At 70.6% G+C, this 26,294-nt stretch carries 30 protein-coding genes and 3 pseudogenes; 20 read left to right on the top strand and 13 right to left on the bottom strand.

Annotated features, from left to right (window positions below):
* Positions 1-80: 80 nt before the first annotated feature.
* Positions 81-1,382, bottom strand: a complete 1,302-nt coding sequence (locus ACTWPV_RS29205; protein ID WP_443154243.1) for an aminotransferase class V-fold PLP-dependent enzyme — start codon at positions 1,380-1,382, stop codon at positions 81-83.
* A 310-nt stretch (positions 1,383-1,692) separates the two neighbouring features.
* Between ACTWPV_RS29205 and ACTWPV_RS29200 the strand changes: the two genes are divergently transcribed.
* From ACTWPV_RS29200 to ACTWPV_RS29180, 5 genes and pseudogenes are all read left to right on the top strand, one after another.
* A complete protein-coding gene (locus ACTWPV_RS29200; RefSeq protein WP_443154242.1) occupies positions 1,693-2,055 on the top strand; it encodes a hypothetical protein in 363 nt (120 codons plus the stop codon).
* Between the two features lie 90 nt (positions 2,056-2,145).
* On the top strand, positions 2,146-3,237 hold the full coding sequence (locus ACTWPV_RS29195; RefSeq protein WP_443154241.1) for a PLP-dependent cysteine synthase family protein: 1,092 nt from the start codon (positions 2,146-2,148) through the stop codon (positions 3,235-3,237).
* Complete coding sequence (locus ACTWPV_RS29190; RefSeq protein WP_347646153.1) at positions 3,234-4,481, top strand: MFS transporter; 1,248 nt, start codon at positions 3,234-3,236, stop codon at positions 4,479-4,481. Before ACTWPV_RS29195 ends, ACTWPV_RS29190 begins: the two co-directional genes overlap by 4 nt.
* A 98-nt stretch (positions 4,482-4,579) precedes the next feature.
* The gene (locus ACTWPV_RS29185) at positions 4,580-4,966 is read left to right on the top strand and encodes an ArsR/SmtB family transcription factor (protein ID WP_347646154.1); all 387 of its coding nucleotides are present in this window, start codon (positions 4,580-4,582) and stop codon (positions 4,964-4,966) included.
* A pseudogene (locus ACTWPV_RS29180) lies at positions 4,963-5,538 on the top strand (cation transporter); the annotation flags it as partial. The gene ACTWPV_RS29185 and the pseudogene ACTWPV_RS29180, both read left to right, overlap by 4 nt.
* A 117-nt stretch (positions 5,539-5,655) precedes the next feature.
* Here ACTWPV_RS29180 and ACTWPV_RS29175 read toward each other — a convergent pair.
* Entirely contained in the window at positions 5,656-6,084 is a 429-nt protein-coding gene (locus tag ACTWPV_RS29175) for a YkvA family protein (protein WP_443154481.1), read from the bottom strand.
* 163 nt (positions 6,085-6,247) lie between these two features.
* Between ACTWPV_RS29175 and ACTWPV_RS29170 the strand changes: the two genes are divergently transcribed.
* The 3 genes from ACTWPV_RS29170 to ACTWPV_RS29160 all read left to right on the top strand — a co-directional run bounded on the left by ACTWPV_RS29170 (position 6,248) and on the right by ACTWPV_RS29160 (position 8,604).
* The gene (locus ACTWPV_RS29170; RefSeq protein ID WP_443154240.1) at positions 6,248-6,730 is read left to right on the top strand and encodes a carboxymuconolactone decarboxylase family protein; all 483 of its coding nucleotides are present in this window, start codon (positions 6,248-6,250) and stop codon (positions 6,728-6,730) included.
* A gap of 50 nt (positions 6,731-6,780) precedes the next feature.
* Complete coding sequence (gene sigJ / locus ACTWPV_RS29165) at positions 6,781-7,716, top strand: RNA polymerase sigma factor SigJ (RefSeq protein WP_443154239.1); 936 nt, start codon at positions 6,781-6,783, stop codon at positions 7,714-7,716.
* A 63-nt stretch (positions 7,717-7,779) separates the two neighbouring features.
* A complete protein-coding gene (locus ACTWPV_RS29160) occupies positions 7,780-8,604 on the top strand; it encodes an SDR family NAD(P)-dependent oxidoreductase (RefSeq protein WP_443154238.1) in 825 nt (274 codons plus the stop codon).
* Between the two features lie 90 nt (positions 8,605-8,694).
* On the opposite strand, the gene ACTWPV_RS29155 is transcribed toward ACTWPV_RS29160, so the two are convergent.
* Both ACTWPV_RS29155 and ACTWPV_RS29150 read right to left on the bottom strand, forming a co-directional pair.
* Positions 8,695-9,180: a hypothetical protein gene (locus ACTWPV_RS29155; RefSeq protein WP_347646159.1), complete on the bottom strand. Its 486-nt coding sequence runs from the start codon at positions 9,178-9,180 to the stop codon at positions 8,695-8,697.
* Complete coding sequence (locus ACTWPV_RS29150; RefSeq protein ID WP_443154237.1) at positions 9,177-9,704, bottom strand: RNA polymerase sigma factor; 528 nt, start codon at positions 9,702-9,704, stop codon at positions 9,177-9,179. Before ACTWPV_RS29150 ends, ACTWPV_RS29155 begins: the two co-directional genes overlap by 4 nt.
* Before the next feature lie 300 nt (positions 9,705-10,004).
* On the opposite strand from ACTWPV_RS29150, the gene ACTWPV_RS29145 reads away from it, so the two are divergent.
* On the top strand, positions 10,005-10,667 hold the full coding sequence (locus ACTWPV_RS29145) for an Atu4866 domain-containing protein (protein WP_443154236.1): 663 nt from the start codon (positions 10,005-10,007) through the stop codon (positions 10,665-10,667).
* Here the strand turns inward: ACTWPV_RS29145 and ACTWPV_RS29140 are convergent.
* Positions 10,654-11,586 carry an NmrA family NAD(P)-binding protein gene (locus ACTWPV_RS29140; RefSeq protein WP_443154235.1) on the bottom strand — a complete coding sequence of 311 codons (933 nt, stop codon included), beginning with the start codon at positions 11,584-11,586 and terminating at the stop codon, positions 10,654-10,656. The two genes, ACTWPV_RS29145 and ACTWPV_RS29140, sit on opposite strands and share 14 nt — an antisense overlap.
* 167 nt (positions 11,587-11,753) lie before the next feature.
* The gene (locus ACTWPV_RS29135; protein ID WP_347646163.1) at positions 11,754-12,293 is read right to left on the bottom strand and encodes a GNAT family N-acetyltransferase; all 540 of its coding nucleotides are present in this window, start codon (positions 12,291-12,293) and stop codon (positions 11,754-11,756) included.
* Positions 12,294-12,370: 77 nt separating this feature from the next.
* On the opposite strand from ACTWPV_RS29135, the pseudogene ACTWPV_RS29130 reads away from it, so the two are divergent.
* The 4 genes and pseudogenes from ACTWPV_RS29130 to ACTWPV_RS29115 all read left to right on the top strand — a co-directional run.
* A pseudogene (locus ACTWPV_RS29130) lies at positions 12,371-12,532 on the top strand (acyltransferase domain-containing protein); the annotation flags it as partial.
* Positions 12,490-12,774, top strand: a pseudogene (locus ACTWPV_RS29125) (acyltransferase domain-containing protein); the annotation flags it as partial. The pseudogenes ACTWPV_RS29130 and ACTWPV_RS29125, both read left to right, overlap by 43 nt.
* Positions 12,775-12,789: 15 nt before the next feature.
* The gene (locus ACTWPV_RS29120; RefSeq protein ID WP_443154480.1) at positions 12,790-13,308 is read left to right on the top strand and encodes a hypothetical protein; all 519 of its coding nucleotides are present in this window, start codon (positions 12,790-12,792) and stop codon (positions 13,306-13,308) included.
* Between the two features lie 222 nt (positions 13,309-13,530).
* Positions 13,531-14,568: a TerC family protein gene (locus ACTWPV_RS29115; protein WP_443154479.1), complete on the top strand. Its 1,038-nt coding sequence runs from the start codon at positions 13,531-13,533 to the stop codon at positions 14,566-14,568.
* A 91-nt stretch (positions 14,569-14,659) separates the two neighbouring features.
* Here ACTWPV_RS29115 and ACTWPV_RS29110 read toward each other — a convergent pair whose 3' ends face one another.
* The 5 genes from ACTWPV_RS29110 to ACTWPV_RS29090 form a co-directional block, all read right to left on the bottom strand.
* Complete coding sequence (locus ACTWPV_RS29110) at positions 14,660-15,238, bottom strand: dihydrofolate reductase family protein (protein ID WP_443154234.1); 579 nt, start codon at positions 15,236-15,238, stop codon at positions 14,660-14,662.
* A gap of 139 nt (positions 15,239-15,377) precedes the next feature.
* Positions 15,378-16,268, bottom strand: coding sequence for a hypothetical protein (locus ACTWPV_RS29105; RefSeq protein WP_443154233.1), 891 nt, complete (start codon positions 16,266-16,268; stop codon positions 15,378-15,380).
* Positions 16,265-16,558 carry a hypothetical protein gene (locus ACTWPV_RS29100; protein ID WP_347650748.1) on the bottom strand — a complete coding sequence of 98 codons (294 nt, stop codon included), beginning with the start codon at positions 16,556-16,558 and terminating at the stop codon, positions 16,265-16,267. The genes ACTWPV_RS29105 and ACTWPV_RS29100 overlap by 4 nt, the downstream gene beginning before the upstream one ends.
* Positions 16,555-16,830: a hypothetical protein gene (locus ACTWPV_RS29095; RefSeq protein ID WP_443154232.1), complete on the bottom strand. Its 276-nt coding sequence runs from the start codon at positions 16,828-16,830 to the stop codon at positions 16,555-16,557. The genes ACTWPV_RS29100 and ACTWPV_RS29095 overlap by 4 nt, the downstream gene beginning before the upstream one ends.
* A 120-nt stretch (positions 16,831-16,950) precedes the next feature.
* Complete coding sequence (locus ACTWPV_RS29090) at positions 16,951-18,375, bottom strand: MFS transporter (RefSeq protein ID WP_443154231.1); 1,425 nt, start codon at positions 18,373-18,375, stop codon at positions 16,951-16,953.
* A 258-nt stretch (positions 18,376-18,633) separates the two neighbouring features.
* Between ACTWPV_RS29090 and ACTWPV_RS29085 the strand changes: the two genes are divergently transcribed.
* From ACTWPV_RS29085 to ACTWPV_RS29075, 3 genes are read left to right on the top strand one after another with little or no spacing between them, the layout of a single operon-like run.
* Positions 18,634-18,879: a hypothetical protein gene (locus tag ACTWPV_RS29085; RefSeq protein WP_443154230.1), complete on the top strand. Its 246-nt coding sequence runs from the start codon at positions 18,634-18,636 to the stop codon at positions 18,877-18,879.
* On the top strand, positions 18,879-19,220 hold the full coding sequence (locus tag ACTWPV_RS29080; RefSeq protein ID WP_347650752.1) for an ArsR/SmtB family transcription factor: 342 nt from the start codon (positions 18,879-18,881) through the stop codon (positions 19,218-19,220). Before ACTWPV_RS29085 ends, ACTWPV_RS29080 begins: the two co-directional genes overlap by 1 nt.
* Positions 19,217-20,929, top strand: a complete 1,713-nt coding sequence (locus ACTWPV_RS29075) for a SulP family inorganic anion transporter (protein ID WP_443154229.1) — start codon at positions 19,217-19,219, stop codon at positions 20,927-20,929. The genes ACTWPV_RS29080 and ACTWPV_RS29075 overlap by 4 nt, the downstream gene beginning before the upstream one ends.
* A 49-nt stretch (positions 20,930-20,978) precedes the next feature.
* On the opposite strand, the gene ACTWPV_RS29070 is transcribed toward ACTWPV_RS29075, so the two are convergent.
* On the bottom strand, positions 20,979-22,466 hold the full coding sequence (locus ACTWPV_RS29070) for a bifunctional aminoglycoside phosphotransferase/ATP-binding protein (RefSeq protein WP_443154228.1): 1,488 nt from the start codon (positions 22,464-22,466) through the stop codon (positions 20,979-20,981).
* A 59-nt stretch (positions 22,467-22,525) separates the two neighbouring features.
* On the bottom strand, positions 22,526-23,221 hold the full coding sequence (locus tag ACTWPV_RS29065) for a universal stress protein (RefSeq protein ID WP_347650756.1): 696 nt from the start codon (positions 23,219-23,221) through the stop codon (positions 22,526-22,528).
* Positions 23,222-23,599: 378 nt separating this feature from the next.
* Between ACTWPV_RS29065 and ACTWPV_RS29060 the strand changes: the two genes are divergently transcribed.
* From ACTWPV_RS29060 to ACTWPV_RS29045, 4 genes are all read left to right on the top strand, one after another.
* Positions 23,600-24,439, top strand: a complete 840-nt coding sequence (locus tag ACTWPV_RS29060; RefSeq protein WP_443154227.1) for a universal stress protein — start codon at positions 23,600-23,602, stop codon at positions 24,437-24,439.
* An 18-nt stretch (positions 24,440-24,457) separates the two neighbouring features.
* A complete protein-coding gene (locus ACTWPV_RS29055; RefSeq protein ID WP_443154226.1) occupies positions 24,458-25,111 on the top strand; it encodes a universal stress protein in 654 nt (217 codons plus the stop codon).
* A 37-nt stretch (positions 25,112-25,148) separates the two neighbouring features.
* Positions 25,149-25,316, top strand: a complete 168-nt coding sequence (locus ACTWPV_RS29050; RefSeq protein ID WP_443154225.1) for a universal stress protein — start codon at positions 25,149-25,151, stop codon at positions 25,314-25,316.
* A 393-nt stretch (positions 25,317-25,709) separates the two neighbouring features.
* On the top strand, positions 25,710-26,177 hold the full coding sequence (locus ACTWPV_RS29045) for a CBS domain-containing protein (RefSeq protein ID WP_443154224.1): 468 nt from the start codon (positions 25,710-25,712) through the stop codon (positions 26,175-26,177).
* Positions 26,178-26,294: the final 117 nt, after the last annotated feature.

Here is a 26,294-nt window from a genome sequence, read left to right as displayed (position 1 = left end):
CAACACGCTGTCATCTGAAGAGCTATTCACATGAGCAAGATAATGGCCGGCGGGGAGCGCCTGTCAAGAGCGCCCTGGGCTCACCGGCACCCGGTACGCGCGCAGATGTCCTTCAGGGCGGCCGCCAGCCGGTCCACGTCGCCGGCGGAGGTGAACAGGGCGGGTGTGACGCGGACGGCGTCGCCGCCGCTCATGCCGCTGCGGGCGACGGTGAAGATGCGATGCCTGGTCATGAGGTCATCGGCGATGGCGACGTTGTCGTCCTTGGAGGTCCGGCCGTGGAGCCGGAAGGCGGTGATGGCGCCGTACATGCCGGGTTCGTCCGGGGTGAGGATCTGCACGGAGCCGAGTTCGTGCGCCTGCCGCACCCAGCGGTCGCGCAGGTAACGCAGGCGGGCCTGCTTGACCTTCGCCCCCAAGGCCTCGTGGAAGTCCAGGGCGGTGTCCACGGTCAGGTGCGGCGCGACGTTCATGGTGCCGGAGTGCACCCGGGAGCGGATGTCCGAGGCCGGGTAGGTCTCGTCGTTGTAGAGGAGGTCGATGTCGGCCAGCCGGCCGTCGCGGATGTAGAGGAATCCGGCGCCCAGGGGCACGCCCATCCACTTGTGCAGGGAGAAGATGGCGAAGTCGGCGTCGAGGTCGGTGAGGGTGAAGTCGAGCTGTCCCCAGGAGTGGGCGGCGTCCACGATGACGTCGACGCCTCGCCGGCGGGCCATGGCGACGATCTCGCGGACCGGCGTGACCAGGCCGGTGCGGTTGTTCATGTGGCTGAGCAGGAGCAGCCGCACCTTGGGATGCTGGTTCAGCGCGCGCTCGTACGTGTCGAGCACCGCCTGGCGGGTGGCGGGTTCGGGGATGACGATGCGCTCGACGTGGACGCCTCGCCGGGCCGGGAGCCAGTTCATGACGTACTGGGCGCTGTGGTAGTCGAGGTCGGCGTACATGATCGCATCCCCGGGGCGCAGGCGGTTGTAGCCGGCGATGAGGTTCTGCAGGGCCTCGGTGCCGCCCCTGGTCAGCGCGATCTCGTTCCCGGTGACGCCGAGCAGGGCGGCGATGCGCTCGCGTACCTCGTCGGCGCGCGGCTTGTACTCGGTGCGCAGCAGGTGCGAGCTGCGTTCGTTGAGGTGGTCGACGTGGTGGTGGTAGGCCCGCCGTACCGGGTCCGGCATGATCCCGTAGTAGCCGTTCTCCAGGTTGACGAAGTCGGGGCTCACCTGGAACTGCCTGGCGACCGTGCCCCAGAAGCGCTCGTCGCGGGCCAGAAGCTCGGGGGCGACACCTCGCGGCACGGTCAGCGTCTCGGCCGCGGCGGGACGGATCGCGGCACCGGCCGCCAGCGCGCCGAACCCGGCGACCATCCGGCGTCTGGACAAAGTCATAACGGGCTCCACTGATATCAGCGAAATTCACGGACGGCGAACACGGCCGATATTCCGCGCGGCACAATGTCTTCTTCTCCCGTGCCGGCGGGATACGGCGTAAATGGCAGAACACTCAAGAGGATGAACACGCAGGGCCGTACGATCTTCGTGCGACGCGCGCTGCACGTCCCATAAAGGCGAGAGCTTTACTGGAACCTTTGCTGCCGCTGGGCGCGTCAAACCGCCTCGCGGGCACTATCACCCAGTGATGCTCGCGACACGATCTGCCCGATCTCGCCGCCCGGCCGCATGCGGAGCCGGCCGGCTGATGGCGCATGTGGTGCTCGCGATCACCCTGGTCGTCAGCGTGGTGTTCGCCCACGGCGGCGCGTGCGCGGCCGTGGAGTTGTCGGAAGGGCCCGCCCACAGCGCTCACCTGCCCGGCGCCGACCGCGCACACGCCGACCACGACGCGCGGTGCCTGCACCACAAGCTCCCGGCCCGCCACCGGCACGGAACGGAAGCGGACTGCCCGGTGACCAGCCCCGCGGGCGTGCCGGCTCCCGTGGCGCTGCCCGCGTCCGCGTCCCTCTCTCCCGCCCGGCCCGCAGGACAGGCTCCTGCCGCGCGGGCGGACCTGGGCTGCCTTTCCGCACCCCATCTGGCGGGCCTCTGCGTGATGCGCATATAGGACTGGCGGCGTTCGTCAGCCGTCCACCGTCCGTTCACATCGCGGCTTCCTGTTCCGCGAATCGCGCTCTTCACTTCAGGGATTTCACCAATGTCATCGCAAACGACTTTCGCGCGCCCGCAAGAGGCGCCGTCCGCCGGTTATTCGGCGCTTTCTCTCACCGTCGGGAACACGCCGCTGGCATTCATCTCCCAGCCGTTCGTGCCGGGCGGCGGAGGTTTCTGGGCCAAGCTGGAGGGCTTCAACCCGGGCGGGATCAAGGACCGTCCCGCCCTGCACATGGTCCGCAGGGCACGGGCTCGGGGAGACCTCCTGCCGGGCGCGACCATCATCGAGTCGACCAGCGGCACCCTGGGGCTCGGCCTGGCGCTGGCCGGGATCGTCTTCGGCCACCCGGTCGTGCTGGTGGGCGACCCCGGCATGGAGCCGCTCATGTGCCGGTTGCTGGCCTCCTACGGGGTACGCCTGGAGATCGTCACAGAACCGCATCCCGTCGGCGGCTGGCAGCAGGCCCGCCGCGAGCGGGTGCAGCGTCTGCTGGCCGAGATCGGCGACTCCTACTGCCCCGACCAGTACAACAACCCCGACAACGTCGAGGCCTACGCCGGGCTGGCGCACGAGTTGCTGGCCCGGCTCCCGCACATCGACCTGCTGGTGTGCTCGGTCGGCACGGGCGGGCACAGCGCGGGCATCTTCAACGTGCTGCGCCGCCACTTCCCGGACGTGAGGCTGGTCGGCGTCGACACGGTCGGCTCCACCATCTTCGGGCAACCCGCGCGGCCCCGGCTGATGCGCGGTCTCGGCTCCAGCATCCACCCGCGCAACGTCGCCTACGACGCCTTCAGCGAGGTGCACTGGGTCAGCCCCGCCGAGGCGGTGTGGGCCTGCCGCACGCTGGCCGGCGGTCACTACATCTCCGGCGGCTGGAGCACCGGCGCCGTGGCGCTGGCGGCCCGCTGGCTGGCCGGCGTGCACCCCGGCCAGACGATCGTGGCGATCTTCCCCGACGGGCCCTGGCGCTATTACGGCACCGTCTACGACGACGCCTACTGCCGCGCCCACAACCTGCTCGCGGGCCCTCCGGCCGATGAGCCCGACCTGCTGGCCTCCGCCACCTCGCGCGAGGTGCACCGCTGGAGCCGCTGCACCACGGTGACCGACCCGCTGGGCGGCACCCGGTGAAGGACACCCTGCGGCAGTTCCGCTCCTTCGACCGGCCCATCCAGCTCCTGCAGATCAACCAGCTCGGCATCAACCTCGGCTTCTACATGCTCATGCCCTACCTCGCCCGCCACCTGGCCGACGACGTGGGCCTGGCGGCCTGGACGATCGGACTGGTCCTGGGCCTGCGCAACGCCAGCCAGCAGGGCCTGTTCCTCATCGGCGGCACCCTGGCCGACCGGCTCGGCCACAAGCCGCTGATCATGGCCGGATGCGCGCTGCGCACCCTCGGGTTCGCGGCGTTCGGGCTGAGCACCTCGCTGCCGCTCCTCGTCGGCGCCGCGGTCGTGACGGGGCTGGCCGGGGCGCTGTTCAACCCGGCGGCGCGTGCCTACCTCGCCGCGGAGGCCGGCGAGCGCAAGGTGGCCGCCTTCGCCGTGTTCAACGTCTTCTACCAGGGTGGCATCCTGCTGGGCCCGCTGCTCGGCCTCGTGCTGCTGGGCGGCGGGTTCACCGTCGTGTGCCTGAGCGCGGCGGCCATCTTCGCGGCGCTGACCCTCCTGCAGGCCCGATACCTCCCCCGCCGCGGCGCAGCCCCGGCCGGCGAGCGGCCTCCGGTGCTGAGCGAATGGCGGCAGGCGTTCGGTGACCGGGCCTTCGTCTCCTTCGCCACCGCGATGATCGCCTCGTACGCGCTGTCGTACCAGATGTATCTGGGCCTGCCGCTGGAGGTGGCGCGCATCGGCGGCGGCGACGCCGGCGTGATGGCCCTGTACGCGCTGTCCGCGCTGCTCGGCATCGCCGGGCAGGTGCGCGTCACCGCCTGGTGCGCCGCCCGCTGGAGCCGGGGTCAGGCGATCGCGCGGGGCCTGGCCCTGCTCGGGCTGGCCTTCGTCCCGCTCGCGGTCACGGCGCCGCTGCCGCTGCCGCCGCCATGGGGGATGGCGGCGATGATCTCCTGTACGGCCCTGCTCACCCTCGGCACGCTCGTGGCCTTCCCGTTCGAGATGGCCACCATCGCTGACATGGCCGGAAACCGGCTGATCGGCACCTACTACGGTCTGTACAACCTGCTGTCCGGCATCGGCATCCTGGCCGGGAATCTGGTGGCAGGCGCCCTGGTGGACGTGGCCCGCTCCTCCGGCATGGTGAGCCTGCCGTGGCTGCTGCTGGCAGGTGCGGGTCTGGTCTCCGCGGCCGCGGTCGCACGGCTGGAGCACCGCAACCGGATCCCGGCCGCCGGCCCGCTGCGGGCCACCGCCTGAGCCCGTCGGACGGAAGCCCGGGGAGCCCTCCGCTCCCCGGGTGAGGCGCATTCGAGGGTTTCTGCCACAACATGTCGATTCCGGGATATCATCGCCGTATGGCAATCAATCAGGAGTCCGGCCTGTGCGTCAGCGCCGACATCGCCGCCGGCGTCCCCCCGGCGGCGGCGCTGTTCCACTCCCTGGCCGACGAAACCCGGCTGCGCATCGTGGCCCGACTCGCCCGCGGCGAGGCCCGCGTGGTCGACCTGACCGCCGAGCTCGGGCTGGCGCAGTCCACGGTGTCCAAGCACCTGGCCTGCCTGCGCGGCTGCGGCCTGATCGACTATCGCGCCGAAGGGCGGCAGTCGTTCTACTCCCTGACCCGGCCCGAGCTGATGGACCTGCTGGCCTCGGCCGAGCAGTTGCTGGCAGCCACCGGCCACGCGGTCACGCTCCGCCCCGCTCCCGGTGCCGCGCTCGACGCAGGGGACGTCATGGCATGACGGCGCTCAACCCGCCCGCCCCTGACCGGCGGACGTCACTGCGGCGCCGCATCCGCCTGCTGGTCGCGGCCACCATCACCTACAACGTGATCGAAGCCGCCGTGGCCATCACCGCGGGCAGCATCGCCTCCTCGGCCGCGCTGATCGGATTCGGCCTCGACTCCGTCGTCGAAGTCGCCTCCGCCGCCGCCGTGGCCTGGCAGTTCTCCGCCACCGACCACGAGGCACGGGAGAAGACGGCGCTGCGCGTCATCGCGATCTCGTTTTTCGCCCTGGCCGCCTACGTCACCTTCGACGCCGTACGGGCGCTGCTGGGCGCAGGCGAGGCCGAGCACTCCACCCCCGGCCTGATCCTGGCGGCCCTCTCGCTCGTGATCATGCCCTTCCTGTCGTACGCGCAGCGCCACGCCGGTCGCGAGCTCGGGTCCGCCTCCGCGGTGGCAGACTCCAAGCAGACCCTGCTGTGCACCTACCTGTCGGCGGTGCTGCTGGCGGGCCTGGCGCTCAACAGCCTGTTCGGCTGGTCCTGGGCCGACCCGATCGCCGCGCTGGTGATCGCCGCCGTCGCCGTCAAGGAAGGCCGCGAAGCGTGGCGCGGCGACGCCTGCTGCCCGCACCCCCTGGCCGACGAGGTCTCCACCACGGAGAACGACGCCGGCTGCTGCCCGCCGACCCCCGCCGCAGGACAGTCAGGGCTGCCCCGAGCCGGGTGGGGCCAGGCCGGTCAGCCGGGTCAGGGCGGCGAAGCCGTCGTCGGTGCCCGGCCAGTGCCGGCGTACGACGTCGATCCCGGCACGGCGCACCACCGACCGGAGCACGGCGACCACGATGATGGCGTCGTCGGCGTAGCCCAGGACCGGGATGAAGTCCGGCACCACGTCGATGGGAAGGGCCAGATAGGCCAGCAGCAGCGCGAGCCGGACACGGACGCCGCGGGGCAGGGCACGGTCGGCGGCCAGGCGCCGGATCAGGCGTAGCACGTCGGGCAGCAGGCGCAGCGCCTCGCGCAGCAGGGCGCCGCGCGGCCGGACGGCGGCCAGGGCCGCGAGCAACGCCGACCAGGTGACCAGCAACGCCACGGCGACCCCGATCAGCAGATCCCATCCCCAGGCGCCCATCACGACCGAGAGGCTATCTGGCGCGCCAGAGGCCGGGTCGGCGTGCAGCATGACGACCGCTTCCGCACGGGTGGGAGACGCACGTCACATCCGGTTGGAGGTGACATCTCGCCGGACTGCTTCGTCGGTGGGGTGTAGCAGCCAACACGGCAAGGAGAACAGCATGAACACCCGTCTCGACTTCGTCGGCACTCCGATCGCGGCGAAGCTTCTGAAGCACGTCCTGTCCGCGGGCAGGGTCGTGAACGACTCGGCCCTGCCCGCCGCGACGCAGGAGCTGGTGGCGCTGCGCGTCAGCCAGATCAACGGCTGCAGCGTGTGCGTCGACATGCACACCAAGGAGGCCGCGCACCGCGGGGAGACCTCGGTGCGGCTCAACCTGGTCGCGGCGTGGCGGGAGGCGACGGTCTTCACCGACGCGGAGCGGGCCGCCCTGGAACTGGCCGAGCAGGGCACCCGCGTCGCCGACGCGGCCGGCGGCGTCACCGACGAGGTCTGGGCGACGGCGGCCAAGCACTACGACGAGGACCAGCTCGCCGCCCTGGTGGGCCTCATCGCCATCATGAACACCGTCAACCGGCTGAACATCATCACCCAGCAGCCCGCCGGCGACTACCGGCCCGGCCAGTACGGCCAGCACGGATAGCGGCGTTGTCTCGGTGAGGGCAGTTGCGACCAAGGGAGTCGGGCGACGTCATGAGCACCCCATCCGATCCAGGTGACGGCCGGTTCGATCCGGGGCTGAGCGCGATCATGAGCGAGCGGCGTCAGCTGATCAATCTCGCCTACCGGATGCTCGGCTCTCTGGCCGATGCCGAGGATGTCGTGCAGGAGACCTACGCCCGCTGGTACGCCATGACCCGGCGACAGCAGGAGGCCATCGAGTCGCCGGGCGCCTGGCTCACCACGGTCGCCAGCCGCATCTGCCTCGACCTGCTCGGCTCGGCGCGGGCCCGGCGCGAGCGCTATGTGGGCGAGTGGATTCCTGAGCCGCTGCCCGATCTCACGGAATGGAGCGACGGCCGACCGGGCGGCAGCACGGCCGACCCGGCCGACCGGGTCACCCTCGACGAGTCGATCAACATGGCCTTCCTCGTCGTGCTCGAAGCGATGACCCCGGCCGAGCGGGTCGCTTTCGTCCTGCACGACGTCTTCCGCTACTCCTTCGCCGAAGTGGCGGAGATCGTCGGCCGTACGCCGGCGGCGTGTCGCCAGCTGGCGTGGTTGGCCCGCCGCCGCATTCGCGCGTCTCGGGCGTCCGCTGCTCCGGCGGCCCGGCAGACCGGGATCGTCAGGGACTTCAAGAGGGCATGGGAAGCCAAGGACATCGACGCCCTCATCGGCCTCCTCGACCCTGAGGCCACGGGGACCGCCGACGGCGGCGGCCTGGTCAGCGCCATGCTCCGCCCGATGGAGGGCGGCGAGCGGATCGCGCGCGCCTTCGTCGCCGTCGCCGGCCTGGCACCCGGCCTGACGATCCTGGAGCGTACGGTCAACGGTCAGCCCGGTCTGGTGGCCCAGCAGGACGGCGTCACCGTGGTGGTGCTGGCCTTCGATGTCGTGGGTGACCGGATCAAGCGCATCTGGTCGGTGTTGAATCCCGACAAACTTCGTCCCTGGATGACGGGCTGACGTGCCCTGTCGCCAGGGGCGAGTCGCTGATGTCTCGTGTTCGACCGGAGGAGGAAACAACTGATGACGGAGCAAGGAAGGTTTTCCCTGGCGGGGAGGGTCGCGGTCGTGACCGGAGCGGGGTCCGGAATCGGCGCGGCGACCGCGGTGGCGCTGGCGGCCCTGGGAGCGCGGGTGTGCTGTGCCGGGCGTACCCTCGACAAGGTCGAGCGGACGGCTGGAGAGATCGTGGCGGCCGGCGGCGAGGCGTTCGGGTTGCGGGTCGACGTGGCGTCGCCGGAGGACAACGATGCGATGGTTCGCGAGACTGTCGCCCGTTACGGGGCCGTGCACATCGCGCATCTCAACGCCGCTACGGGGCACTGGGGCGGTCTTCTGGACTACCCGCTGGAGGAGTGGGACCGCACGATGGCGGTGAATCTGCGGGGTGTGCTGCTCGGTCTGCAGGCGGCGGGCCGGTCGATGCGCGAGGCGGGTGGGGGCTCGGTCGTGGTCACCTCGTCGGCGGCCGGGCTCACCGGAGTTCGGATGTCGGCTGCGTACGCGGCGTCGAAGCATGGTGTGCTCGGTCTGGTCAAGTCGGCTGCGCTGGAGCTGGGGCCGGTCGGGATCCGGGTCAACGCCGTCTGCCCGGGGTACATCGCCAGTAACGATCTCACCAGGAAGATGGGTGAGGAGCTCGACGTCGCCAGCCGCTTTCCGCTGGGCAGACCGGGGCGCAGCGAGGAGGTCGCCAACCTGGTCGCGTTCCTGGCCAGTGAGAACGCGTCGTTCATCACCGGCAGCGTGCTCACCATCGATGGCGGCTGGCTGGCCGGCGGCATCGACCTCGGACATGACGCCGAGAACCGAACAGCCGCCGTCCACGCGTACTCCCATAACCCGTAGGGCCGTCAAGGTCACGCTGCATGAGCCCGTGCAGGCGGGCCATGGACCGTCCCGGGTGGCGGCGTGGACCCCGTCGACGCCGGCGGCCGGTCACGCCTGCTCGCCACGGGTCAGCTCGCGCTTGCGGCGCAGCAGCGCGGCCCGGCGCGCGTGCGCCCGTACGACCAGCACCAGCGACACCGCGACGAGCGCGCCCCCCGTCGCCAGCGCGGTGCCCGGGCCGGCATCGCGCTGGGTGGCGATGCCCGCCAGGCCCGCGGTCGTGACCAGCGACGCGCTCAGGGCGATCCAGGCGGCGATCACCCGGTCGGTGGCGAACAACGGCACCCTGCGTGTCAGCAGCCACGTACCGTAACCCGCCCAGGCCAGGCAGAACACGGCGAGCACCGCGAACGCCAGATGCGTACGGCCGGGCACCTGCCCCGGCTCACTCCACCACAGCGCGGTCACGAACACCACGCCGGCCAGTCCGGCCAGCAGCGCCGCTACGGCGCGCACCCGCCGCCACGGTGACAGCGGCGATTCGAGCCGCTCGATCAGCTCCTCCGCCGACAGGCGAGGCCCCTCTTCGGTCATGGCTGGTATCCCCTTTTCTCCAGGTGTTCTCGCAACATCCGGCGAGCCCGATTGAGTCTGGATTTGACCGTGCCGGGCGGGACGAGACAGATCTGTGCGCACTCCTCCACCGACAGGTCCTCCAGGTAGAAAAGGACGAGAATCTCCCGTTCCAGGACCGGCAGCCCGGCGAGTGCGGCGACGAGCTCGGCGCGGTCCACCATGGCCTGGACAGGGTCCTCCACCATGGCCTCGTCAGACGTGACGCCTTCCACCCTCTCCCTGGCGTACTCACCGCGCAGGCGGTCGGTCACCGAACGGCGGGCGATCGTGAAGAGCCAGGGTGCGAACCGGCCGGGCTTCCGCAGCCCCGGCAGGCCACGGACCACGGCCAGCCAGATCTCCTGCGTGACGTCGTCGGCTCGCTCCGCATCCAGCATCCGCCGAACATAGGTCCACACCGGCACCCGCCATCTGGCCACCAGCTCGGCCCATGCGGCCCGCTCTCCCAGCTGGGCGCGGACCACCAGCAGCTCATCGGTCATCTCGCCCCTTCCCGTCACCCTGCACAGTCGGGCGAGAAGCCGCTCAGGTTCACCACGATCGGCGCGAGCATGGGCGTGGCGCTCCCAGGAGAACCGCGGCCTTCTCCCGCACCCCAGCCCTCGTCGAGGGTAAGGCGCATGAGCGACGCGCCCACCGTGGTCACCTCCGCACCGAAGACCGGCCGCCCCTGGTGGATCCTGCCGGCGGCCGCGCTGGCCGCCGGCCTCGCGATCTTTTCGGTAAGCCCGCATCCGATCGGCGCCCCCGCAGCCGATACGGCCTCACGAGGAGCACAGCCGATGTCAGGAAACGATGCCTCCGATCCCCTGGTCGTGATAGACGCCACGGTCCACGTCACGCCGTCACGGACGGTCCGCGGAGACCTGTGGGCCGAGGACGGGAGGATCACGCACGTCGGCCCGCGCGGGAAGAAGCCCCGTCCGGCCCGGGCCCGGGTGATCGAGGCGGACGGCGCGTTCGTCGTACCGCTGCTGGTGGACACCGCGATGCGCGCCCGCGCCGAGGACCAGCGCGGCGTCTATGATGTGGCCCCGGGCAACCCGGCGACCTTCGCCGTCACACGGGAGCGTATGAGCGAGTCGCGGATCGGGCAGATGCTGGTCCTCCGGCCGTACGACCTGCTCGCCGTCGTCGTGTGGGGACATGTCGAGGCGTGGCAGGGCGAACCCACCCGTCCCGCCGGAACACCCGCCCCAGGGCTCCAGAGATGGCACGGCGTCTGGGTCGACGAATCGCATGAATTGGAACAACACCTGCTCCTCGACGGCAGGTACACCGAGACGCGCCACGGCCGGACCGATGCCTACACAGGCAGATACTGGGTCCGCGACGACCGCGTCACCTACCTCGACGACACCGGGTTCTGGGCCTTCGGAGAGCTGGTCGACGGGGTGCTCCACCACGCCGGGTTCGTCATGCGCAAACGCCTCACACCTGGGTGACCGTCTCCGGCAGGTGCCGCCGAGCCCACTCCTCGAAGCCGGTGAGCGGGAGGCCGAGGTCCCTGGCGTACTGCGGCCGGGCCGGTTGACCGGCCACGTTCATCCACTCGTGCGAGGCGCCCATCGGCGGCATTCCGGCGGCGAGCGCCTCTTCCTCGGTCATGTCCGGCGCGGGCAGGTACGTGCCCAGGGTGCGGGAGAGGATGTCGGCGATCGCCGACATCGGCAGGTAGTCGCTCGCCAGCTCCACCTCCAGCCCGTCGAAGCGCGCGGGGTCGGCGATGGCCGCGGCGGCCGCCGTGCCGATGTCGTCCACCGCGGCGAGGGACAGCCGGGTCCCGGGCTTCACCACGCTCACCAGGCCGCCCTCGATGCCGCGCGGGAACAGGAACGCCATGGACGGCAGGAAGTTCTCCATGAAGAAGCCCGGCTTGAGGATCGTCCAGTGGGGGAAACCGGCCGCGCGAACCCGGTCCTGGATCGTGCTCTTGGCTTCCAGGCTGTCGTCCAGCGAGCCCCAGCGGCCTGCCACCCAGCCGGGCGTCTCGGTGTGCCCGCCCGCGCCGCTGGTGGACGTCTGCACGAACTGCGGCACCCCCGCGGCCTTCGCACCCTCGATGAGGTTGACGGCCTGGGCCACCTCTCCGTCGAAATCGAAGCCATCGGCGGTCAGCGCGGGCATCTGTACGGAGAAGACGGCGCGGACGCCCTGGGCGGCCCGGACCACCGAGTCGCGGTCGTGGAGATCGCCGGTGACGAGTTCGGCGCCGAGCGCCTCGACGGCTCTGGCCCGGGCGGTGGCCGGGTCGCGTACCAGGGCGCGGACGGGAACGCCGGCCCTGCGCAGGGCGCGGGCGGCGGCCCCGCCCTGCTTGCCTGTGGCGCCGGTGACCAGGACGGGCGCGGAGGTGGTGACCATGCTTCTCCCTCGTACGGCTGAAACGGCGGGTCCCGCCGTTTTGTGCGCGATACAATACGGCGGGCCCCGCCACTTAGCAATGTCCGGAGAGACGACCACCTGACCACCCCGGCCGCCGGCATGACCCTCGCACCGGAGCACCACCCGGCCGTCGCAGGTCTCAGCCCTCAGAGCTCGTGACGGGGCAGGTTCGTCGCGAAGATCCAGTCCAGGCCGTCCTCGCCGCTGGTGTCGAGATGTTCGGCTCGCGCCAGACCAGCGCGTACGGCCACACGTTGGGAGGCGATGTTGGCCGGCCGGACACGGGCGATGAGCGGCAGGTCGGGAACGCGTCCGGACACCCACCCGACCACTGACTCGGCGGCCTCGCCCGCCAGCCCTCGACCCCACGATGAGGCCTCGAAGCGGTAGAAGAGGTTGAGCACCCTCATGCCGTTCAGGTCCATGGCCTTGGTACCGCAGAAACCCAGCTGCCGCTCCGAGCCGCGGCGCCGCACCACCCAGTACCCGAAGCCGAAGCGCTGCCAGTGATCGTTCCAGCGCTCGAAGAGCTCCCGGGCCTCCTCGCGCCGGGACAGAGCGTCGGAGGGGTTGTGCAGGCAGGTGGCAGGGTCGTGATGGATGCTGAAGATCGCGTCGACGTCCTCCGGCGCGGGCCGCCGCAGCGACAGCCGTGCGGTCACAAGCTCCTCGCCGTCTCCGCTCACACGGCGATGGTAATCACGCACCGACGGGATCACTCCGGCGGGTGACCCGTACGGACGGTCCGCGTAGGTTGGGTCACATGCTCGAACTTCCCTCGAACGCGGAAGCGGCGCGGTTGCTGGAGCAGTTGGGTGCATCGCCCGCCGATCGGAACGAAGCGCTGGCGGCGCGGCCCGATCCCGAAAAGCATCCGGAGTTGTGGCGGCACCTGGAACGGTGCCACCAGGATGTGACGTCGCACATGGGTTCAGGGCTCTCGGCCGGTGGCTATCGCGGCTTCCCTGCGTTCCCGGCCGGCGCCGGCCCGGTGGCGCTCTCCACCTCTACGTCTGGCTCTATCTCGCCGTCCTGCCGGAGACGCTGCGCTACCACGCCGAGCGCGGCATCGACCCCCGAACGTCATGGGAGACGTTGTCGACACTCGGCCCCATGATGGCCGAACACCGCTCCGTGCACGGGATCGGTGGAGTCGGACGATTCGAGCAGTGGTGTCCACCGTTGAAGTTCAGAGGCGCCGAATATCGGCTCGGCCGATTGGAGTACGACCGCGGCCGGGGCGAATGCCCGGACGGCACGACAGGATTCCTCCTGCATCTGCACATCCCGTCCGGTGCACCGCTGTCCCCGGCTTCCTGCGACGAATCGCTCGGCCAGGCCCGGAGGTTCTACGGCCGCCATTTCCCTGACGAGCCGCTCTCGTACGTCGTCTGTCACTCCTGGTTGCTCGACCCGCAGCTCATCGAATATCTCCCCGAGCGGTCGAACATCGTGCGATTCCTCCGCCGCTTCGCGTTGAGGCCGCTGACGTCCGGCGATGAGGATCTCGCCGACGGTTCCATGCTGGAGTACGTCTTCGGACAGCCGAGCCGGACGGGGCCGGTCACCGCACGTCAACTCGCGGAGCTGCCACAGGGCACTTCCCTGCAGAGGGCGTACGTGGCCCACCTCAGATCCGGACGGAACTGGCGGGCACGCACCGGCTGGATCGCCTTGCCGGCACGCCCGGAATCCGACTGACCTCGACCGCCTACGCTGAAACATACGAGGGGGGATGTTGGCCTACAGCATTCCATATGTATGATCGCAGGCGAAGTGGAGGGGAGTACTCCTTCGCGGCCACGTCGTCATCACGGACCCTTTCTCGGGACCCGGCGCGGTCGGTCCGCGACGCCGCGGGCGGAGAAGACCTCCGACGGACGTGTCAACGCCTAAGTCGGAGGAGCTTTCATGCCCCCACCCATGCCCGTGCCCGCCTGGCTGTGGGCGGCCACCATCGCCGCCCTTCTCGGACTCATCCTCCTCGACCTGATCATCGTCAACAGGAAACCCCACAAGGTCACGATCGCCGAGTCGGCGCGGTGGATTGCCTTCTACATCGCCTGTGCGGTCGCTTTCGGCGCAGGAGTGTGGATCTTCGGTGGCGATGACCAGGCGGCCGCCTACATCACCGGCTACATCACCGAGTACACGCTCAGCGTCGACAACCTGTTCATCTTCATGCTCATCATGGCGAACTTCGCCGTGCCCGCGATCTACCAGCACCGCGTCCTGCTCATCGGGATCGTGATGGCGCTGGTCATGCGCGGGATCTTCATCGGCGTGGGCGCGCAGGCCGTACAGCGTTTCAGCTGGGTGTTCTGGATCTTCGGCGGCATCCTCATCTACACCGCGTGGAAATTCGCCTTCAACCACAACGACGACGACGAGTACGACCCCAACGGCGGCGTCGTCCGGTTGGCGCGCAAGTTGTTCCCGGTCACCGACGCCTACCACGGTGCGCGGATGACCGTCCGGCAGGACGGTCGCCGCCTGCTGACCCCGATGTTCATCGTCATCATCGCCATCGGCGGCGCGGACCTGGTGTTCGCCGTCGACTCCATCCCCGCGATCTTCGGCATCACCCAGGACGCCTACCTGGTGTTCGCGGCCAACGCGTTCGCGCTGATGGGGCTGAGACAGCTGTACTTCCTGCTCGGCGGGCTGGTGGAGAAGCTCGTCTACCTCACCTACGGGCTGGCGGTCATCCTCGGCTTCATCGGCGTGAAACTCGTCCTGCACGCCCTGCACGAGAACGAGCTGCCGTTCATCAACGGCGGCGAGCACGTCACCTGGGTCCCCGAGATCAACAACTGGCTCTCGTTGTCCGTCATCGTCACCGTGCTCACCATCACGACGGTGGCCAGCCTGCTCAAGTCCAGGAGGGACACCCGCCAGGCCGCCGAGCCGGCTGCGTCAGGGCCGGCTGCGTCCGAGCCCGCCGACCGCGCTCGCAACTGAGAAAGGGGGCAGGCTCGTCGCCGGCCGGCGACGAGCCTGCCCCGAACATGCCGGCCGCCGCGCCGGCGTGCCGCCCGTCCACGGGACGGGCTCAGACATGCAGGGTGGGCCGGTAGACGAGCTCCTGGATGTCGCCGTCGAGCGTCTGGCTCCCGATCAGCTCGAGGTCGAAGTCGGCCGCGCCCTGGAAGATCGGGTCAAGCCCGGTTTGACCGGTGATCACGGGGAAGAGCGTCACCTGGACGCGGTCGACCAGGCCGGCGGCCATCAGCGCCCGGTTCATCGACAGGCTGCCGTGGGAGCGCAACGGCACCTCGGACTCCTCCTTGAGCCGGGCGACGACGTCGACGGCGTCACCGCTCACGAGGGTCGCGTCCGGCCAGTCGAGGGGCCCTTCCAGCGTGGTCGACACCACCGTCGCCGGCAGGTTCCGCATCCGGGTGACCCACGGGTCACGCACCTCGGAGTCCTCGGTGCTCGTGGCCAGCATCTGCGCGAACGCCCGGTACGTGTGGGCCCCGAAGACCATCCGCTGCTCCTCGCCGTACAGGGCGAGACGGTGGCCCAGCAGCTCGGGGCCCTGCTTGCCCCAGTAGCCGGTCCAGTCGCCGCCGGCGGCGCCGAAGCCGTCGAGGCTGCTGAAGACGTCGAATGTGTAGGTGGCGGTCACGCTGCTCTCCTCGAGTGCGGTGGATCGGTGTGTGTGTATGCAGACGGGACACCTCGGCGAAACTCATCGCCGTTGCACACCTGCAACCGCGCGAACGGGATGACCTAGATCAGACCGTCCTTCCCGCCTCCTCGCCTGGCTAGATCCCGAGGACCATGCGGATGACGTCGCGGTCCTTCTCCTTCTCGGCCTCGGAGAGCAGTTCGTACGGGCGGCGCTGCTCTTCTGGGGCCCAGTCGCGGTTGCGGACGAGCCACTTGTCGTGCACCACCGAGCTCGCCTCCTCCATGAACCGCTCGCCTCTGACGTCCACGCCGCTCACCCGCGCCTCGTCGACGAGCTGTACCCCGACGCGCGCGGACTCCTGGTTCTCGCGCTTCCAGTCGGCCGGCAGGTCGCGATAGCGCGTGTTGGCGATGTCGACCTGGTCGGTGTCGTGCTTCTTGATCCAGGCCGCGTCGGTGGTGGTCTTCACCCTCGGGTCGTACGTGCCGTCGGGCAGCCTGCGCGGAGCGCGCCACGCGTCGTGGAAGCGGTCGGCGACCCTGTCGACCCTGCGGTTGGTCAGGTTCGTGGACATGCCGCGCATCAGCGCCCCGAGGCGGGCGGTGATCTCGCGCAGCCTGGTGGAGAGCTTGACGGCGATGGCTCTCAGCCGGGGCAGCAGGTGGGGCGCGTACGCGACGGCCGCCACGGCGAGCGCGGCCAGCCCGGTCAGCAGGCCGCCGACCCAGACCAGCGTCTCCCTGGTGAAGCGCAACGTGCCGGCCAGGTTGGAGAGGCGGCCGGCGAGGTCGCCCGCGGTGAAGGTGATGCCGTCGCGGCCGGTCACGTGGCCGTCCACCGCGTCGGCGGCCGGGCCGCTGTTCGCCCCCGCCAGCCGGTGGGCGCGCCCGCTCTCCGCGGCGAGCCCTCGGTGGTGGGCGACCGCCGCGTCCAGATCGGCGATGTGCCTGTCGATGCCGTCCAGGCCGGGCAGTGGCGGGACGCCGAGCAGCGCCAGCCCGCCCGCCGATGCCTGTTCCGTCATACGTGCCACCCGCGGGAGTTGGCGAGTTCCGTGCTCGTGTTGGTGGCGGCCATGGTGACCTGTCCCGTTCCGGCCCGGTCGAGCGAGCCGGACAACCCTTCGCAAGCGGCGCGAAGGCCGGCCGTGAGCTCCTGGTAGCCGGCCGCGAACTCCTCGTACGGCAGCGGACTCTCGCCCCGGCCCCACCCGCCGGCTTGCCCGGGGTATTCGTCGGCCAGCGTGCCGAACGCCCGGCCCGCGGAGTCGCGCCCGCCGGCGTCGATCGTGATCCCGGTCGAGAGCCCGCTCATTCCGTGAGCCCTCTGAGAGCGTCGTCAAGCCTGCTGTTCACGTAGTCGAAATCCCTGTCCGCCCGGGCCTCGAGCTCGTCCAGCCGCTGGAGGAGTGCGTCGAGGCCGGGGGAGTCCTGGGGCGGCTGCTCGTGCTCGCGCTGCGCCGTGCGTACGGCTTCGACGACGTGTCCGGCCAGCTCCGCCGAGTAGAGGCGCATGGCCCGCGGCTCGATGTGGACGGCGGCCAGCAGCCCGTCCTCGCCCACCTCCGCCGTCACCGGCTCGTCCATCTGCACCTCCGGAAGTTGGGATCTTCGGGAGTCTAGGCACGTACCCCGCCGCTGTCGAGCGCGCACGGAACGCCACATACCGGCACCGGCAGGGCAGCCGCCGACAACATCGACGGTGGGTCATCCGCGGGAGGAGGCGACCTCGTCCGCGGCGGGTGCGGTGGCGCGGGTCCGCAGGGTGGTGGCGGCGACCAGGACGCCCGCGAGGGCGATGGCGGCGGCGCCTATGAAGGCGGCGGAGAAGCCGTCGGTCAGCGCGGGCAGGTCGCCGAGCCGGCCGGAGCCGTTGGCGGCGGCGACGGCGGTCATCGCGGCCAGGCCGAGCGCGGAGCCGACCTGGTAGCTGGTGTTGACGATGCCGGAGGCGAGTCCGCCCTCTTCCGGGCGGGCGGATGAGATGGCGGTGCCGAGGGAGGGGATGAAGGCCAGCGACATGCCGAGGGCGGCGACGAGGCTGGCAGGCAGGACGTCGGCGGCGAAGCTGCCGTCGGGGCTGATCAGCGAGAGCCAGGCCATGCCCGCGGTGAGGAGGACCAGGCCGGTGACCGTGGTCGCATTGGGGCCGAATCGGTTGATGGCACGGGGGGCCAGGACGATCATGCCGATCATGATGAGGACGGTCATCGGCAGCAGGGCGGCGCCGCTGGGGAAGGCGCTGTAGCCGAGGACCTGCTGCAGATAGAGGTTGAGGAAGAACCACATCGGGATCCAGGCTCCGCCCAGCAGCAGCTGGGTGAGGTTGGCGGCGGCGAGGTTCGGCGTACGGAAGATCGACAGGCGCATCAGCGGCTCGCGGCGGCGGGCCTGGACGGCGACGAACGCGGCGAGCAGTGTCGCGGCGGCGGCGAGGACGATCCACGTCTCGGCGGAGCCCCAGCCGGCTTCCGGTGCGCGGACGATGGCGTAGACGGCGGCGCCGAGGCCGAGGGTGACGGTCACTGTGCCGAGGATGTCGATGGATCCGCGCCGGGGCTGGGCGGCGGGCATCAGCGGGCCGGTGGCGAGGAGCGCGATGAGGGCGATGGGGATGTTGATGTAGAAGACCCACGGCCAGCTCAGGTATTCGGTGATGACGCCGCCGAGGAAGACGCCGGCGGTGCCGCCCGCGGGCGCGGCGGCGCCGTACAGGGCGAGGGCTTTGGTCAGTTCCTTGGGGTCGTGACCGAACAACATCATCAGGAGGGTGAGGGCCGATGGGGCGATCAGGGCCGCACCGACTCCTTGTACGGCGCGGCCGGTCAGCTCGACCCACACGTCGGGGGCGATGCCGGCGAGGAGCGAGCCGGCGAGCAGGATCAGCCAGCCGGTGCTGAAGAGCCGCCGGGCGCCGAACAGGTCGGACAGGCGGCCGCCCAGGAGCAGGAGGCCGCCGAAGGCGACGACGTAGGCGTTGAAGACCCAGGACAGGCTCTCCTGGGAGAAGCCCAGGTCCTGCTGGATGCGGGGAAGGGCCACGCCGATGATCGACGTGTCCATGATGACGATGAACTGGGCGGTGGCGATCAGGGCCAGAGCGGCCCAGCGTCGAGGTGATGGCTCAGACATGAGCTCCTCCAGATCTTTCTCATACCTGGGTGGGGTATATAGCGGGCTCTCTTATACCCCTTAGAGGTATGTAGGGGCAGAGGTCAATCAATACCACTGGGGGGTATATGTCAAGTCCGCTGGGGTCAGCGTCCGGCTTCCTGAAGATCGATGGCCACGAGTGGACGGTCTGGCTCTTAGGAATTGCGAAATTTCGTAATCCATTGGTCTATCATTGTGCGAAGTGAGCTACCGATCGGAAGACATGCGAGGACAGGTGTGGTTGAGGCATTTGCCGCGGCGATCCGCCGTCGGGCCGGTGAAGCGGCAGACGCGCTGCGCACGGCCGAGCGGGATGGAGACGCCGAGGCGGCGCTGGCGGCGGCAGGGGCGCTGGACGAGATGCTGCGCATGGCGCGTGCTCACGGGGTGAGCACCGGTCCAGGCCACGAGACAGGCTCCGGATCGGGCGCGATCGCGGATCCCGGCTCGCCGGACGTGGTGGCGGGGGAGGACGCACGTTGATGTCGGTGCCCTTGTATGAAGCCAAGGCCGAGTTGTTCCGGCTGCTCGGACATCCGGTGCGGATCCGCGTGCTGGAGCTGCTGCAGGACGGGCCGATGCCGGTGCGTGACCTCCTGGCCGAGATCGAGGTGGAGCCGACCGGGCTGTCGCAGCACCTGGCCGTGTTGCGCCGCTCGGAGCTGGTCACCGCGCGCCGTGACGGCTCCACCGTGGTGTACGCATTGTCCGGTGGGGACGTGGCCGAGCTGCTGCGCGCGGCCCGCCACCTGCTGCAGGCCAAGTTGTCGGGCCGGCACGCGCTGCTGAACGAGCTGCTCGAGTCGGAGGCCGGCGGCCGGTGACCTCTGTGCTCCTGGCGGGCTGGGCCCGCCTGCGCTCAGTCCTGCCCGCCCGCGCCGACCTTGCCGCCTTCACCCGCCATCCGCGCCGTGATCTGCTGGCCGGGTTGACGGTGGCGGTCGTCGCGCTGCCGCTGGCGCTCGGCTTCGGCATCTCCAGCGGGCTGGGCGCGGAAGCGGGGCTGGCCACCGCGGTGGTGGCCGGCACGCTGGCCGCCGTATTCGGCGGCTCCGCCTTGCAGGTGTCCGGGCCGACCGGGGCGATGACGGTGGTGCTGGTGCCGATCATGCACGCGCACGGCGCCACCGGCGTGCTGACCGTGGGTGTGCTGGCCGGGCTGCTGCTGCTCGGCCTCGCGCTGGCTCGGGTGGGCCGGTTCATGATGCTGGTGCCCGCGCCGGTGGTGGAGGGCTTCACCCTGGGGATCGCGTGCGTGATCGGCCTGCAGCAGGTGCCCGCCGCGCTCGGCGTTCCCACACCTGAAGGCGACAAGGCGCTGGCCGTGGCCTGGCAGGCGGTGCTCGACTTCGCCGCCCGCCCCAACTGGGCCGCCATCGCCCTGGCCGCGGCGGTGGCGGCGGTGATCCTGGCCGGAGGGCGCTGGCGGCCCGCGGTGCCGTTCTCACTGGTCGCCGTCGTCGCCGCCACCCTCGCCGCCGAGCTGGCGGGATTGCCGGTGGCGCGTATCGACGCCCTGCCCGCCGGGCTACCCGCCCCGTCGCTCGAATTCCTGGACGTGTCCGCGCTGAGCTCCCTGATCGCTCCCGCGGTCGCGGTCGCCGCGCTGGCCGCGCTCGAATCGTTGTTGTCGGCCGCGGTCGCCGACGGCATGAGCGTCAACCACCAGCACGACCCTGACAAGGAGTTGTTCGGCCAAGGCCTGGCCAACCTGGTCGCCCCGCTCTTCGGCGGCGTGCCGGCCACGGGCGCGATCGCGCGCACCGCGGTCAACGTGCGTGCGGGTGCCTCTTCCCGGCTGGCCGCGCTCGCGCACGCCGTGATCCTGGGCGTGATCGTGTTCACCGCCGCCGGCGTGGTGGCCCGCATCCCGCTGGCGGCCCTGGCCGGGGTGCTGCTGGCCACCGCGGTACGGATGGTGGAGGTCGGCTCGGTGACGGCGATGATGCGCTCCACCCGGGCCGACGCCGTCGTCCTGGCACTGACCGCGATCGCCACTCTCGCCCTGGATCTGGTCGCCGCCGTCATCCTCGGGCTGATCGTCGCCGGCGCGCTCGCGCTGCGCGCCATCGCCAGGAACGTCCGTCTGGACACCGTGCCGCTGCAAGCGGACCTGCCGGGTGACCACGACGCCGAAGAGCACGCGTTGCTGGCCGAGCACATCGTCGCCTACCGGCTGGACGGGCCGCTGTTCTTCGCCGCGGCGCACCGGTTCCTGCTGGAGCTGTCCGAGGTCGCCGACGTCTCGGTGGTCATCCTGCGCCTGTCGCGCATCACCACGATCGACGCCAGCGGCGCGCTGGTGCTCGGCGACGCGATCGCCCGCCTCCAACGACGCGGCATCACCGTGTACGTCTCCGGCATCCGCGACGGTCACCACCGGCCGCTGCACGCCCTGGGCGTGATCGCCCGGTTGGACGAGGCCGGGCAGGTGTTCGCCTCGACCCCGGAGGCCATCGCGGCAGCCCGCCGCCATCTCCACCAGGCCGGAATCCTTCCCTCCTCCGCCGGCCCGGCCCAGGCCGCCTGCTGACTGTCGGCGCGGGTTCGGGCGGTCAGCGCCTTTGTCCCCTGTCGGCCACTCAGCCGGGTTCCATCCGAGGCCGCCGGAACCGCCAGGACACGTTCGGCTCAGGCGGATGAACAGCATCGAGCGCGCGGGCCAGCGTCTGCTCCGGGGCGGTCCCCGTGTCGATCTCGATCGCGTCAGGCCACGGCGCCATGGCCGCGTCCATGGCGGAGCGCACGGCCTCGTCCGCGTCGGAGAACTCGTGTCCCCGGGCGGTGAGCCTCGCAACGGCGATCTGTGGCATGACGGTGCACCGCAGCGGGATCAGGCTGCTCGAGGTCCGGCCGGCAACGTCCGCGGCCATCGCCCGGTGCCGCTCATCGCCCCAGGACGCGTCCAGGACGACCGACTCCCCTTGCCCGAGCAACCGTTCGGCCCGTGACAGCAGCTCGGCGTACGTGCCGGCGGTGTGCCCCGGGTCGTAGATCCCCTCCTGGTAAGACGCGCTGGCGGCCTGCAGAGGGTCGAGTCCGGCCAGTTCCTTGCGGATGCGGTCACTGCGTAGCAGCGTGTAACCGAGCCGGTCGGCCAGTGAGCCGCCGAGCGTCGTCTTCCCGCTACCGGGCGGCCCGCCGACCAGCACCAGAACGACCGCTCCGACCCGTAGATGACGTAGCGCGAGCTCGGCCAGCCGCCGCGCCTCCCACCCGGCGTCCACGTCGCCCTGCCAGTGGCGCAGGCAGGCCACCTTGGCGCGGACGAAGGCCCGGTACGCGACGTAGTGGTGCCACAGTGCCGTCGGCGCCGGATCACCGCTGAACTCCACGTACCGGCGGAGGAACAGCTCGGACAGCCGCGGCGCGCCGAGCCGTTCCAGATCCATGGCGAGGAAGGCGGCGTCGTCCAGCCCGTCGAGGAACCGCAGGCGCTCGTCGAACTCCAGGCAGTCCAGGATCCGCGGCCCGTCGTCCAGGCAGAAGATGTCCTCGGCCAGCAGGTCGCCGTGTCCGTCGACGATGCGGCCCTCGGCGACGCGTGTTTCGAGCAGGGGTTGTCTGCCGTCCAGGAACCGCAGCGTGAGGCGCTCGGTCTCGTCCAGGACGCCGGGCTCGATCGTGTGGCCGGGCAGGGCGCGCACCTGTTCGAAGCCGGCCGTCCAGCGGGCGCGCAGCGCCTGCGGGGCGCCCTCCCGATCGATCCGCGGGCCGTGCGGGGCCCTGGCGTGCAATGCGGCGATCTGGCGCGCGATCGCCCGCAAGTGCTCGTCAACGGGTCTCCCCTCGCTGACCATGGTGGCCAGGCGCCGTTCGCGCGGCATGCGGCGCATCACGACGAGATGCTCGCAGACCTCGCCGTCCGGGCCGGTCACATGCGCCACGCCCTCGTAGACGTCGGGGGCGAGCCTGCGGTTGAGCTCCACCTCCCGACGGCAGGCCGCCTCTCTGGCGCGCAGGGTGCCGAAGTCGAGGAAGCCGAGGTTCACGGGCTTCTTGAGCTTGTACGCGTGCTCGCCCAGCAGGAACACCACGGCGGTATGCGTCTCCTTCGTCGTGGCGAACATGACACCATCTCCTCCGGTGCGGGAACGCATCAGGGTCGGCGGCACAGTCAAGGTCTTCCTCACACCACCGCGACAGGGCAGGGCGCGTGTTGGAGGAGGAAGTTCGCGGTGCCGAAATGCGCCGCTTGGCCGCGCCCGACGACCGTGAGGGTCGCGCGCTCGTGAGCATCGCCACGCTGCACCCGGATGCCCGGGTGGCGCGCCGCCCAGTCGGTCAGATCCGCCTGTGCGGTGACGGGGACCTGGCGTATGGCCGCCTCGCCGAACGCGAACTCGAGGACGGACGCGTCGGGTTCCTTGTCGGCCACGACGATCGGCCCGGGAGTCGCCGACGCGGGCAGCGGACCAGGGCCGCGTACGATGATCACCGGGCATTCGGCGTGGGCGGCGACATAGCCGGCCACCGAACCGACGACCACCCTGGGCAGCGCGCTCAGGCCGCGGGAGCCGACAATGACGAGTTCGGCGCCGCTGGAGAGCTCGACGAGGCGCTGGGCTGCGGACCCTTGGTGGAGGTCGGTTTCGACGCGTACACCCGAGCTGCTGGCGCGGGCGCAGTCGGCTCCGTGCCACAACACGTGCTCGGCCGCCTTGCGCAGATGTGCTTTGGCCTCCTCCTCCGCCTCGCCGTAGGGCCATTGCCAGGCGTGCGAGACGGTCAGGGGGAGTTTTCTCAGCTCTGCCTCGTCGAGCGCCCAGTCCAGGGCCTGCATCGCGAAGTCAGAGCCGTCGTAGCCGAGGACGATGTGCTTCATGTCAGTGGCCTCCCTGCGCCCAGTCTTCGCTCCGGCAGCTCCCTCTCGTAGGGCTGAGCGACCCTGGCCTCGAAGGACCTTGGTCCCGACGGAAGCCCACGAAGACCAGCAGCACGATCGTCACGGCCCGGAGCAGAAGCCGGTTGCCCAGCAGCGCGGACGGCTCAGCGGGTCGCTGGTGGGGCCGGGTGACGGCGTAGTGCCCAGCGGCGTTCGTGACGGCAGCCTCATCAGGATCTCCACCGCATCCCGGTACGGCGCTCGCCGGCGTCGTTTCGTCGATGCCCGGCCAAAGTTCGGGCGAAAGAATGCGAAAGCTTCTAATTCGGACAAGTGTGTCCCTGTCGTCCTGCGGTGCGATCTGCCGAGAGTGGACAGGTGAACGAGACATTGGGCGTGGTCAGCGGCTATGACGGCTCCGACCACTCGATGCAGGCGCTGGACTGGGCGATGGACGAGGCCGAGCTGCGAAAGCTGCCGCTCACCGTCTGTCACGCGTGGCAGTGGCCGTACGGTGACGGGGATTCGGCGGCCCGCGAGTCGCTGCGCCGCGCGGCCGAGCACGTGTTGTGGCACGGCGCCGACTGCGCGCGCGCCAGTTCCAGCGGCCTGCACGTGCGAACGGACCTGTACGAGGGCTCGACGACCAGCCGTCTGGAGGAACTGTCGGCCGATGCCGCACTCCTCGTGGTCGGCTCCCGCGGGCTGGGCGCGATGGCGAGGGCGGTCATCGGCTCCGTGGCGGCGCACGCGGTGTCCAACGCGCGGTGCCCGGTCATCGTCGTCCGCGGTATGGGTGCTCTGCCGCGAAAGCCCCACCCGGGGCCGATCGTGGCGGGTGTGGCGACCGACGACAAGGCCGACGCGGTGCTTGGATTCGCCTGCGCGGAAGCCGCCATGCGCGGCCTTCCCCTGGTGGTCGTGCACGCCTGGCGCCAGCCACCGGTGGCCTGGGGAGGGATGACGTTCCCGGTCATGGATCCGCTGGCCGTTCAGCATGCGGCCGAGAGCTGGTTGGCAGAGACCCTCGCGCCATGGAGGCAGAAGCAGCCGAAGGTCGCCATCGAGGCGCGGACGCCGCAGGAACGAGCGGGCGAGGCGCTCGCCGCCGTCTCCGACGCGACCCTGGTGGTGGTCGGCAGCCCGCACGGACGGTTCGGCTCGGTGGCGGCGGCCATGCTGCGCAAGGCGCCCTGCCCGGTCGCGATCGTCCGCTGAGGCCCCGGGGAGGCGATGATGGGACGGCCCGTACTGGTCGGCTACGATGAGTCGCCCGCGAGCGCGGTGGCGTTGCGCTGGGCGGTCGAGGAGGCGCGGCTACGCGAGTCCTCCGTTCTGGTGTGCCATGCCTGGCACTGGCCGTATCCGCGCCGGCCCGTTGAGCGTGAGGTCCTGGCGCAGGTCGAGCGGGTCGCCGCCCAAGTCGTGGACGAGGGTGTGCACCGTGCTCGTGGCCTGGCCCCCGGCGTGGACGTCCTTCCGCGTCTGGAGAGAGGAACGGCTTCCACGGCGCTCCTGCGGGTCGCACGCGAGGCCGAGCTGACGGTGCTGGGCCTGCGGGGGCAAGGTGGTTTCGAAGACCTGCAGGTGGGATCGGCCGCTGTGCAGGTGCCCGCCCACAGTGCCCGGCCGGTCATCGTCGTCCGGTCTGACGCGATGCCGACCGGCGACGCACCACGCATCGTGGTCGGTGTCGATGGCTCGCCTGCCAGCCTGGCGGCGTTGGGTTTCGGCCTGGAGGAGGCCGCGCTCCGCGGCTGCGCCGTGACCGCCATCTGTTGCTGGCGAGACTACGGGCTGCCGGCCGGGCCTGACTGGCAGCCGTTCGTCGACTCCCAGGCGACCGCAGTGGGGCGGAGGCACGGTTCCGCGACGCGACGTCCCAGCTGACCTCCAGGCACCCACGGTTTCCGTCACCACAGAATTCGTGGCCGAACGGCCACAACGGGCGCTGATCGACGCGACGAAGAACGCGACCCTCCTCGTGCTCGGCACCCGGGGGAACGATTCGCCTCCTCGCCTTCTGCTGGGACCGGTGACTCAGATCGCCCTGGCCGAAGCCCGGTGCCCGGTGGCGGTGACCCCGCCGCCTTGATCCGCCGCCGCGCTCCCGCCTCGCGTCCGGTGACGTGATGCCGGTGCCCCCCAGGTCGGGCGGTGGCGGGAGACGACCTTGACGGTCATCACGTCCGCGACGGTCATGCGCATGGCGGTCAGCTCCTGTCTGGCCCTCGTGCGGCGAGGCGCCTTTTCTGGTTGCTTCCATCGCATCTCGCGGGAAGGCGAGGTTTCAGGGCCGGAAGTCCCGAGCCGGGCAGTCGTTGGTCAGCGGACGCGACATGGCCGGCGGATGGATGGGACCAATGGCGCCGTCGTTGAGGACTTCCGCCTCCGGCGGCCGGTTCCCCGCTTCGCGAGAGTGGAGCCAGGAACGCGACCCGCGTAAAGGACGACGCACCGGTCACGCGACCAGGGCCGAGGAGGAGTCATGGGGATCGAGTCGCTCACGGCGCGGCAGGTGATGAGCCGCGTTCTGGTGGCGGTCAAGCTGGACGAGTCGCCGCTCATGGCCTGGGAGCTGATGCGCCGAGCCCAGGTGCACCATCTCCCCGTCCTGGACGGTGCCGACGTGCTCGGGATCCTCTCGCGGGAGGATCTGGCGGCCTCCTGGTCAGGCAGCCTGAGGGAGCAGTCGAACCGTCAGGTGCGGGAGCTGCTGACGGGTGAACGCCGGCCGCGCGTCCATCCGGACACGCCGCTGGAACGCGTCGCGGCGGTCATGGTCGACGCGGATTGTGATGCCCTACCCGTGCTGTCCGGTGATGGCCTGGTCGGGCTGATCACCGCCAGGGACGTGTTGAGGGCCGTGGCGGGCCATGTTCGGCCGGAGAAGCCGTCGGATGAGGTCATCACGGGGATGTTCCGCCTTGAGCCGGTGCTGCCGGTGCAGGGCTGACCTCGTCGTGACCGGCACCGTCGGACGCAGCCTGGTGGGACCTTCGGCCCGGTCATCGGGGACGTTCGCCGCTGACCGGGCGGGCCGCCGTACGTGAGCCTGGGACGTGGGAAGCGA

This window comes from Nonomuraea sp. KM88, assembly GCF_052245635.1.
GTDB lineage: Bacteria > Actinomycetota > Actinomycetes > Streptosporangiales > Streptosporangiaceae > Nonomuraea.
Note: the sequence above shows the minus strand (reverse complement) of the source record. Positions and strands in the feature narration are given on the sequence as shown.

Bases quoted from the DNA above. Each gene is read 5' to 3' on its own strand.
- ACTWPV_RS29205 (WP_443154243.1), bottom strand. From the start codon at position 1,382: ATGACTTTGTCCAGACGCCGGATGGTCGCCGGGTTCGGCGCGCTGGCG.
- ACTWPV_RS29200 (WP_443154242.1), top strand. From the start codon at position 1,693: ATGGCGCATGTGGTGCTCGCGATCACCCTGGTCGTCAGCGTGGTGTTC.
- ACTWPV_RS29195 (WP_443154241.1), top strand. From the start codon at position 2,146: ATGTCATCGCAAACGACTTTCGCGCGCCCGCAAGAGGCGCCGTCCGCC.
- ACTWPV_RS29185 (WP_347646154.1), top strand. From the start codon at position 4,580: ATGGCAATCAATCAGGAGTCCGGCCTGTGCGTCAGCGCCGACATCGCC.
- ACTWPV_RS29175 (WP_443154481.1), bottom strand. From the start codon at position 6,084: ATGGGCGCCTGGGGATGGGATCTGCTGATCGGGGTCGCCGTGGCGTTG.
- ACTWPV_RS29170 (WP_443154240.1), top strand. From the start codon at position 6,248: ATGAACACCCGTCTCGACTTCGTCGGCACTCCGATCGCGGCGAAGCTT.
- sigJ (WP_443154239.1), top strand. From the start codon at position 6,781: ATGAGCACCCCATCCGATCCAGGTGACGGCCGGTTCGATCCGGGGCTG.
- ACTWPV_RS29160 (WP_443154238.1), top strand. From the start codon at position 7,780: ATGACGGAGCAAGGAAGGTTTTCCCTGGCGGGGAGGGTCGCGGTCGTG.
- ACTWPV_RS29155 (WP_347646159.1), bottom strand. From the start codon at position 9,180: ATGACCGAAGAGGGGCCTCGCCTGTCGGCGGAGGAGCTGATCGAGCGG.
- ACTWPV_RS29150 (WP_443154237.1), bottom strand. From the start codon at position 9,704: ATGACCGATGAGCTGCTGGTGGTCCGCGCCCAGCTGGGAGAGCGGGCC.
- ACTWPV_RS29145 (WP_443154236.1), top strand. From the start codon at position 10,005: ATGTCAGGAAACGATGCCTCCGATCCCCTGGTCGTGATAGACGCCACG.
- ACTWPV_RS29140 (WP_443154235.1), bottom strand. From the start codon at position 11,586: ATGGTCACCACCTCCGCGCCCGTCCTGGTCACCGGCGCCACAGGCAAG.
- ACTWPV_RS29115 (WP_443154479.1), top strand. From the start codon at position 13,531: ATGCCCGTGCCCGCCTGGCTGTGGGCGGCCACCATCGCCGCCCTTCTC.
- ACTWPV_RS29105 (WP_443154233.1), bottom strand. From the start codon at position 16,268: ATGACGGAACAGGCATCGGCGGGCGGGCTGGCGCTGCTCGGCGTCCCG.
- ACTWPV_RS29100 (WP_347650748.1), bottom strand. From the start codon at position 16,558: ATGAGCGGGCTCTCGACCGGGATCACGATCGACGCCGGCGGGCGCGAC.
- ACTWPV_RS29095 (WP_443154232.1), bottom strand. From the start codon at position 16,830: ATGGACGAGCCGGTGACGGCGGAGGTGGGCGAGGACGGGCTGCTGGCC.
- ACTWPV_RS29090 (WP_443154231.1), bottom strand. From the start codon at position 18,375: ATGTCTGAGCCATCACCTCGACGCTGGGCCGCTCTGGCCCTGATCGCC.
- ACTWPV_RS29080 (WP_347650752.1), top strand. From the start codon at position 18,879: ATGTCGGTGCCCTTGTATGAAGCCAAGGCCGAGTTGTTCCGGCTGCTC.
- ACTWPV_RS29070 (WP_443154228.1), bottom strand. From the start codon at position 22,466: ATGTTCGCCACGACGAAGGAGACGCATACCGCCGTGGTGTTCCTGCTG.
- ACTWPV_RS29065 (WP_347650756.1), bottom strand. From the start codon at position 23,221: ATGAAGCACATCGTCCTCGGCTACGACGGCTCTGACTTCGCGATGCAG.
- ACTWPV_RS29055 (WP_443154226.1), top strand. From the start codon at position 24,458: ATGGGACGGCCCGTACTGGTCGGCTACGATGAGTCGCCCGCGAGCGCG.
- ACTWPV_RS29045 (WP_443154224.1), top strand. From the start codon at position 25,710: ATGGGGATCGAGTCGCTCACGGCGCGGCAGGTGATGAGCCGCGTTCTG.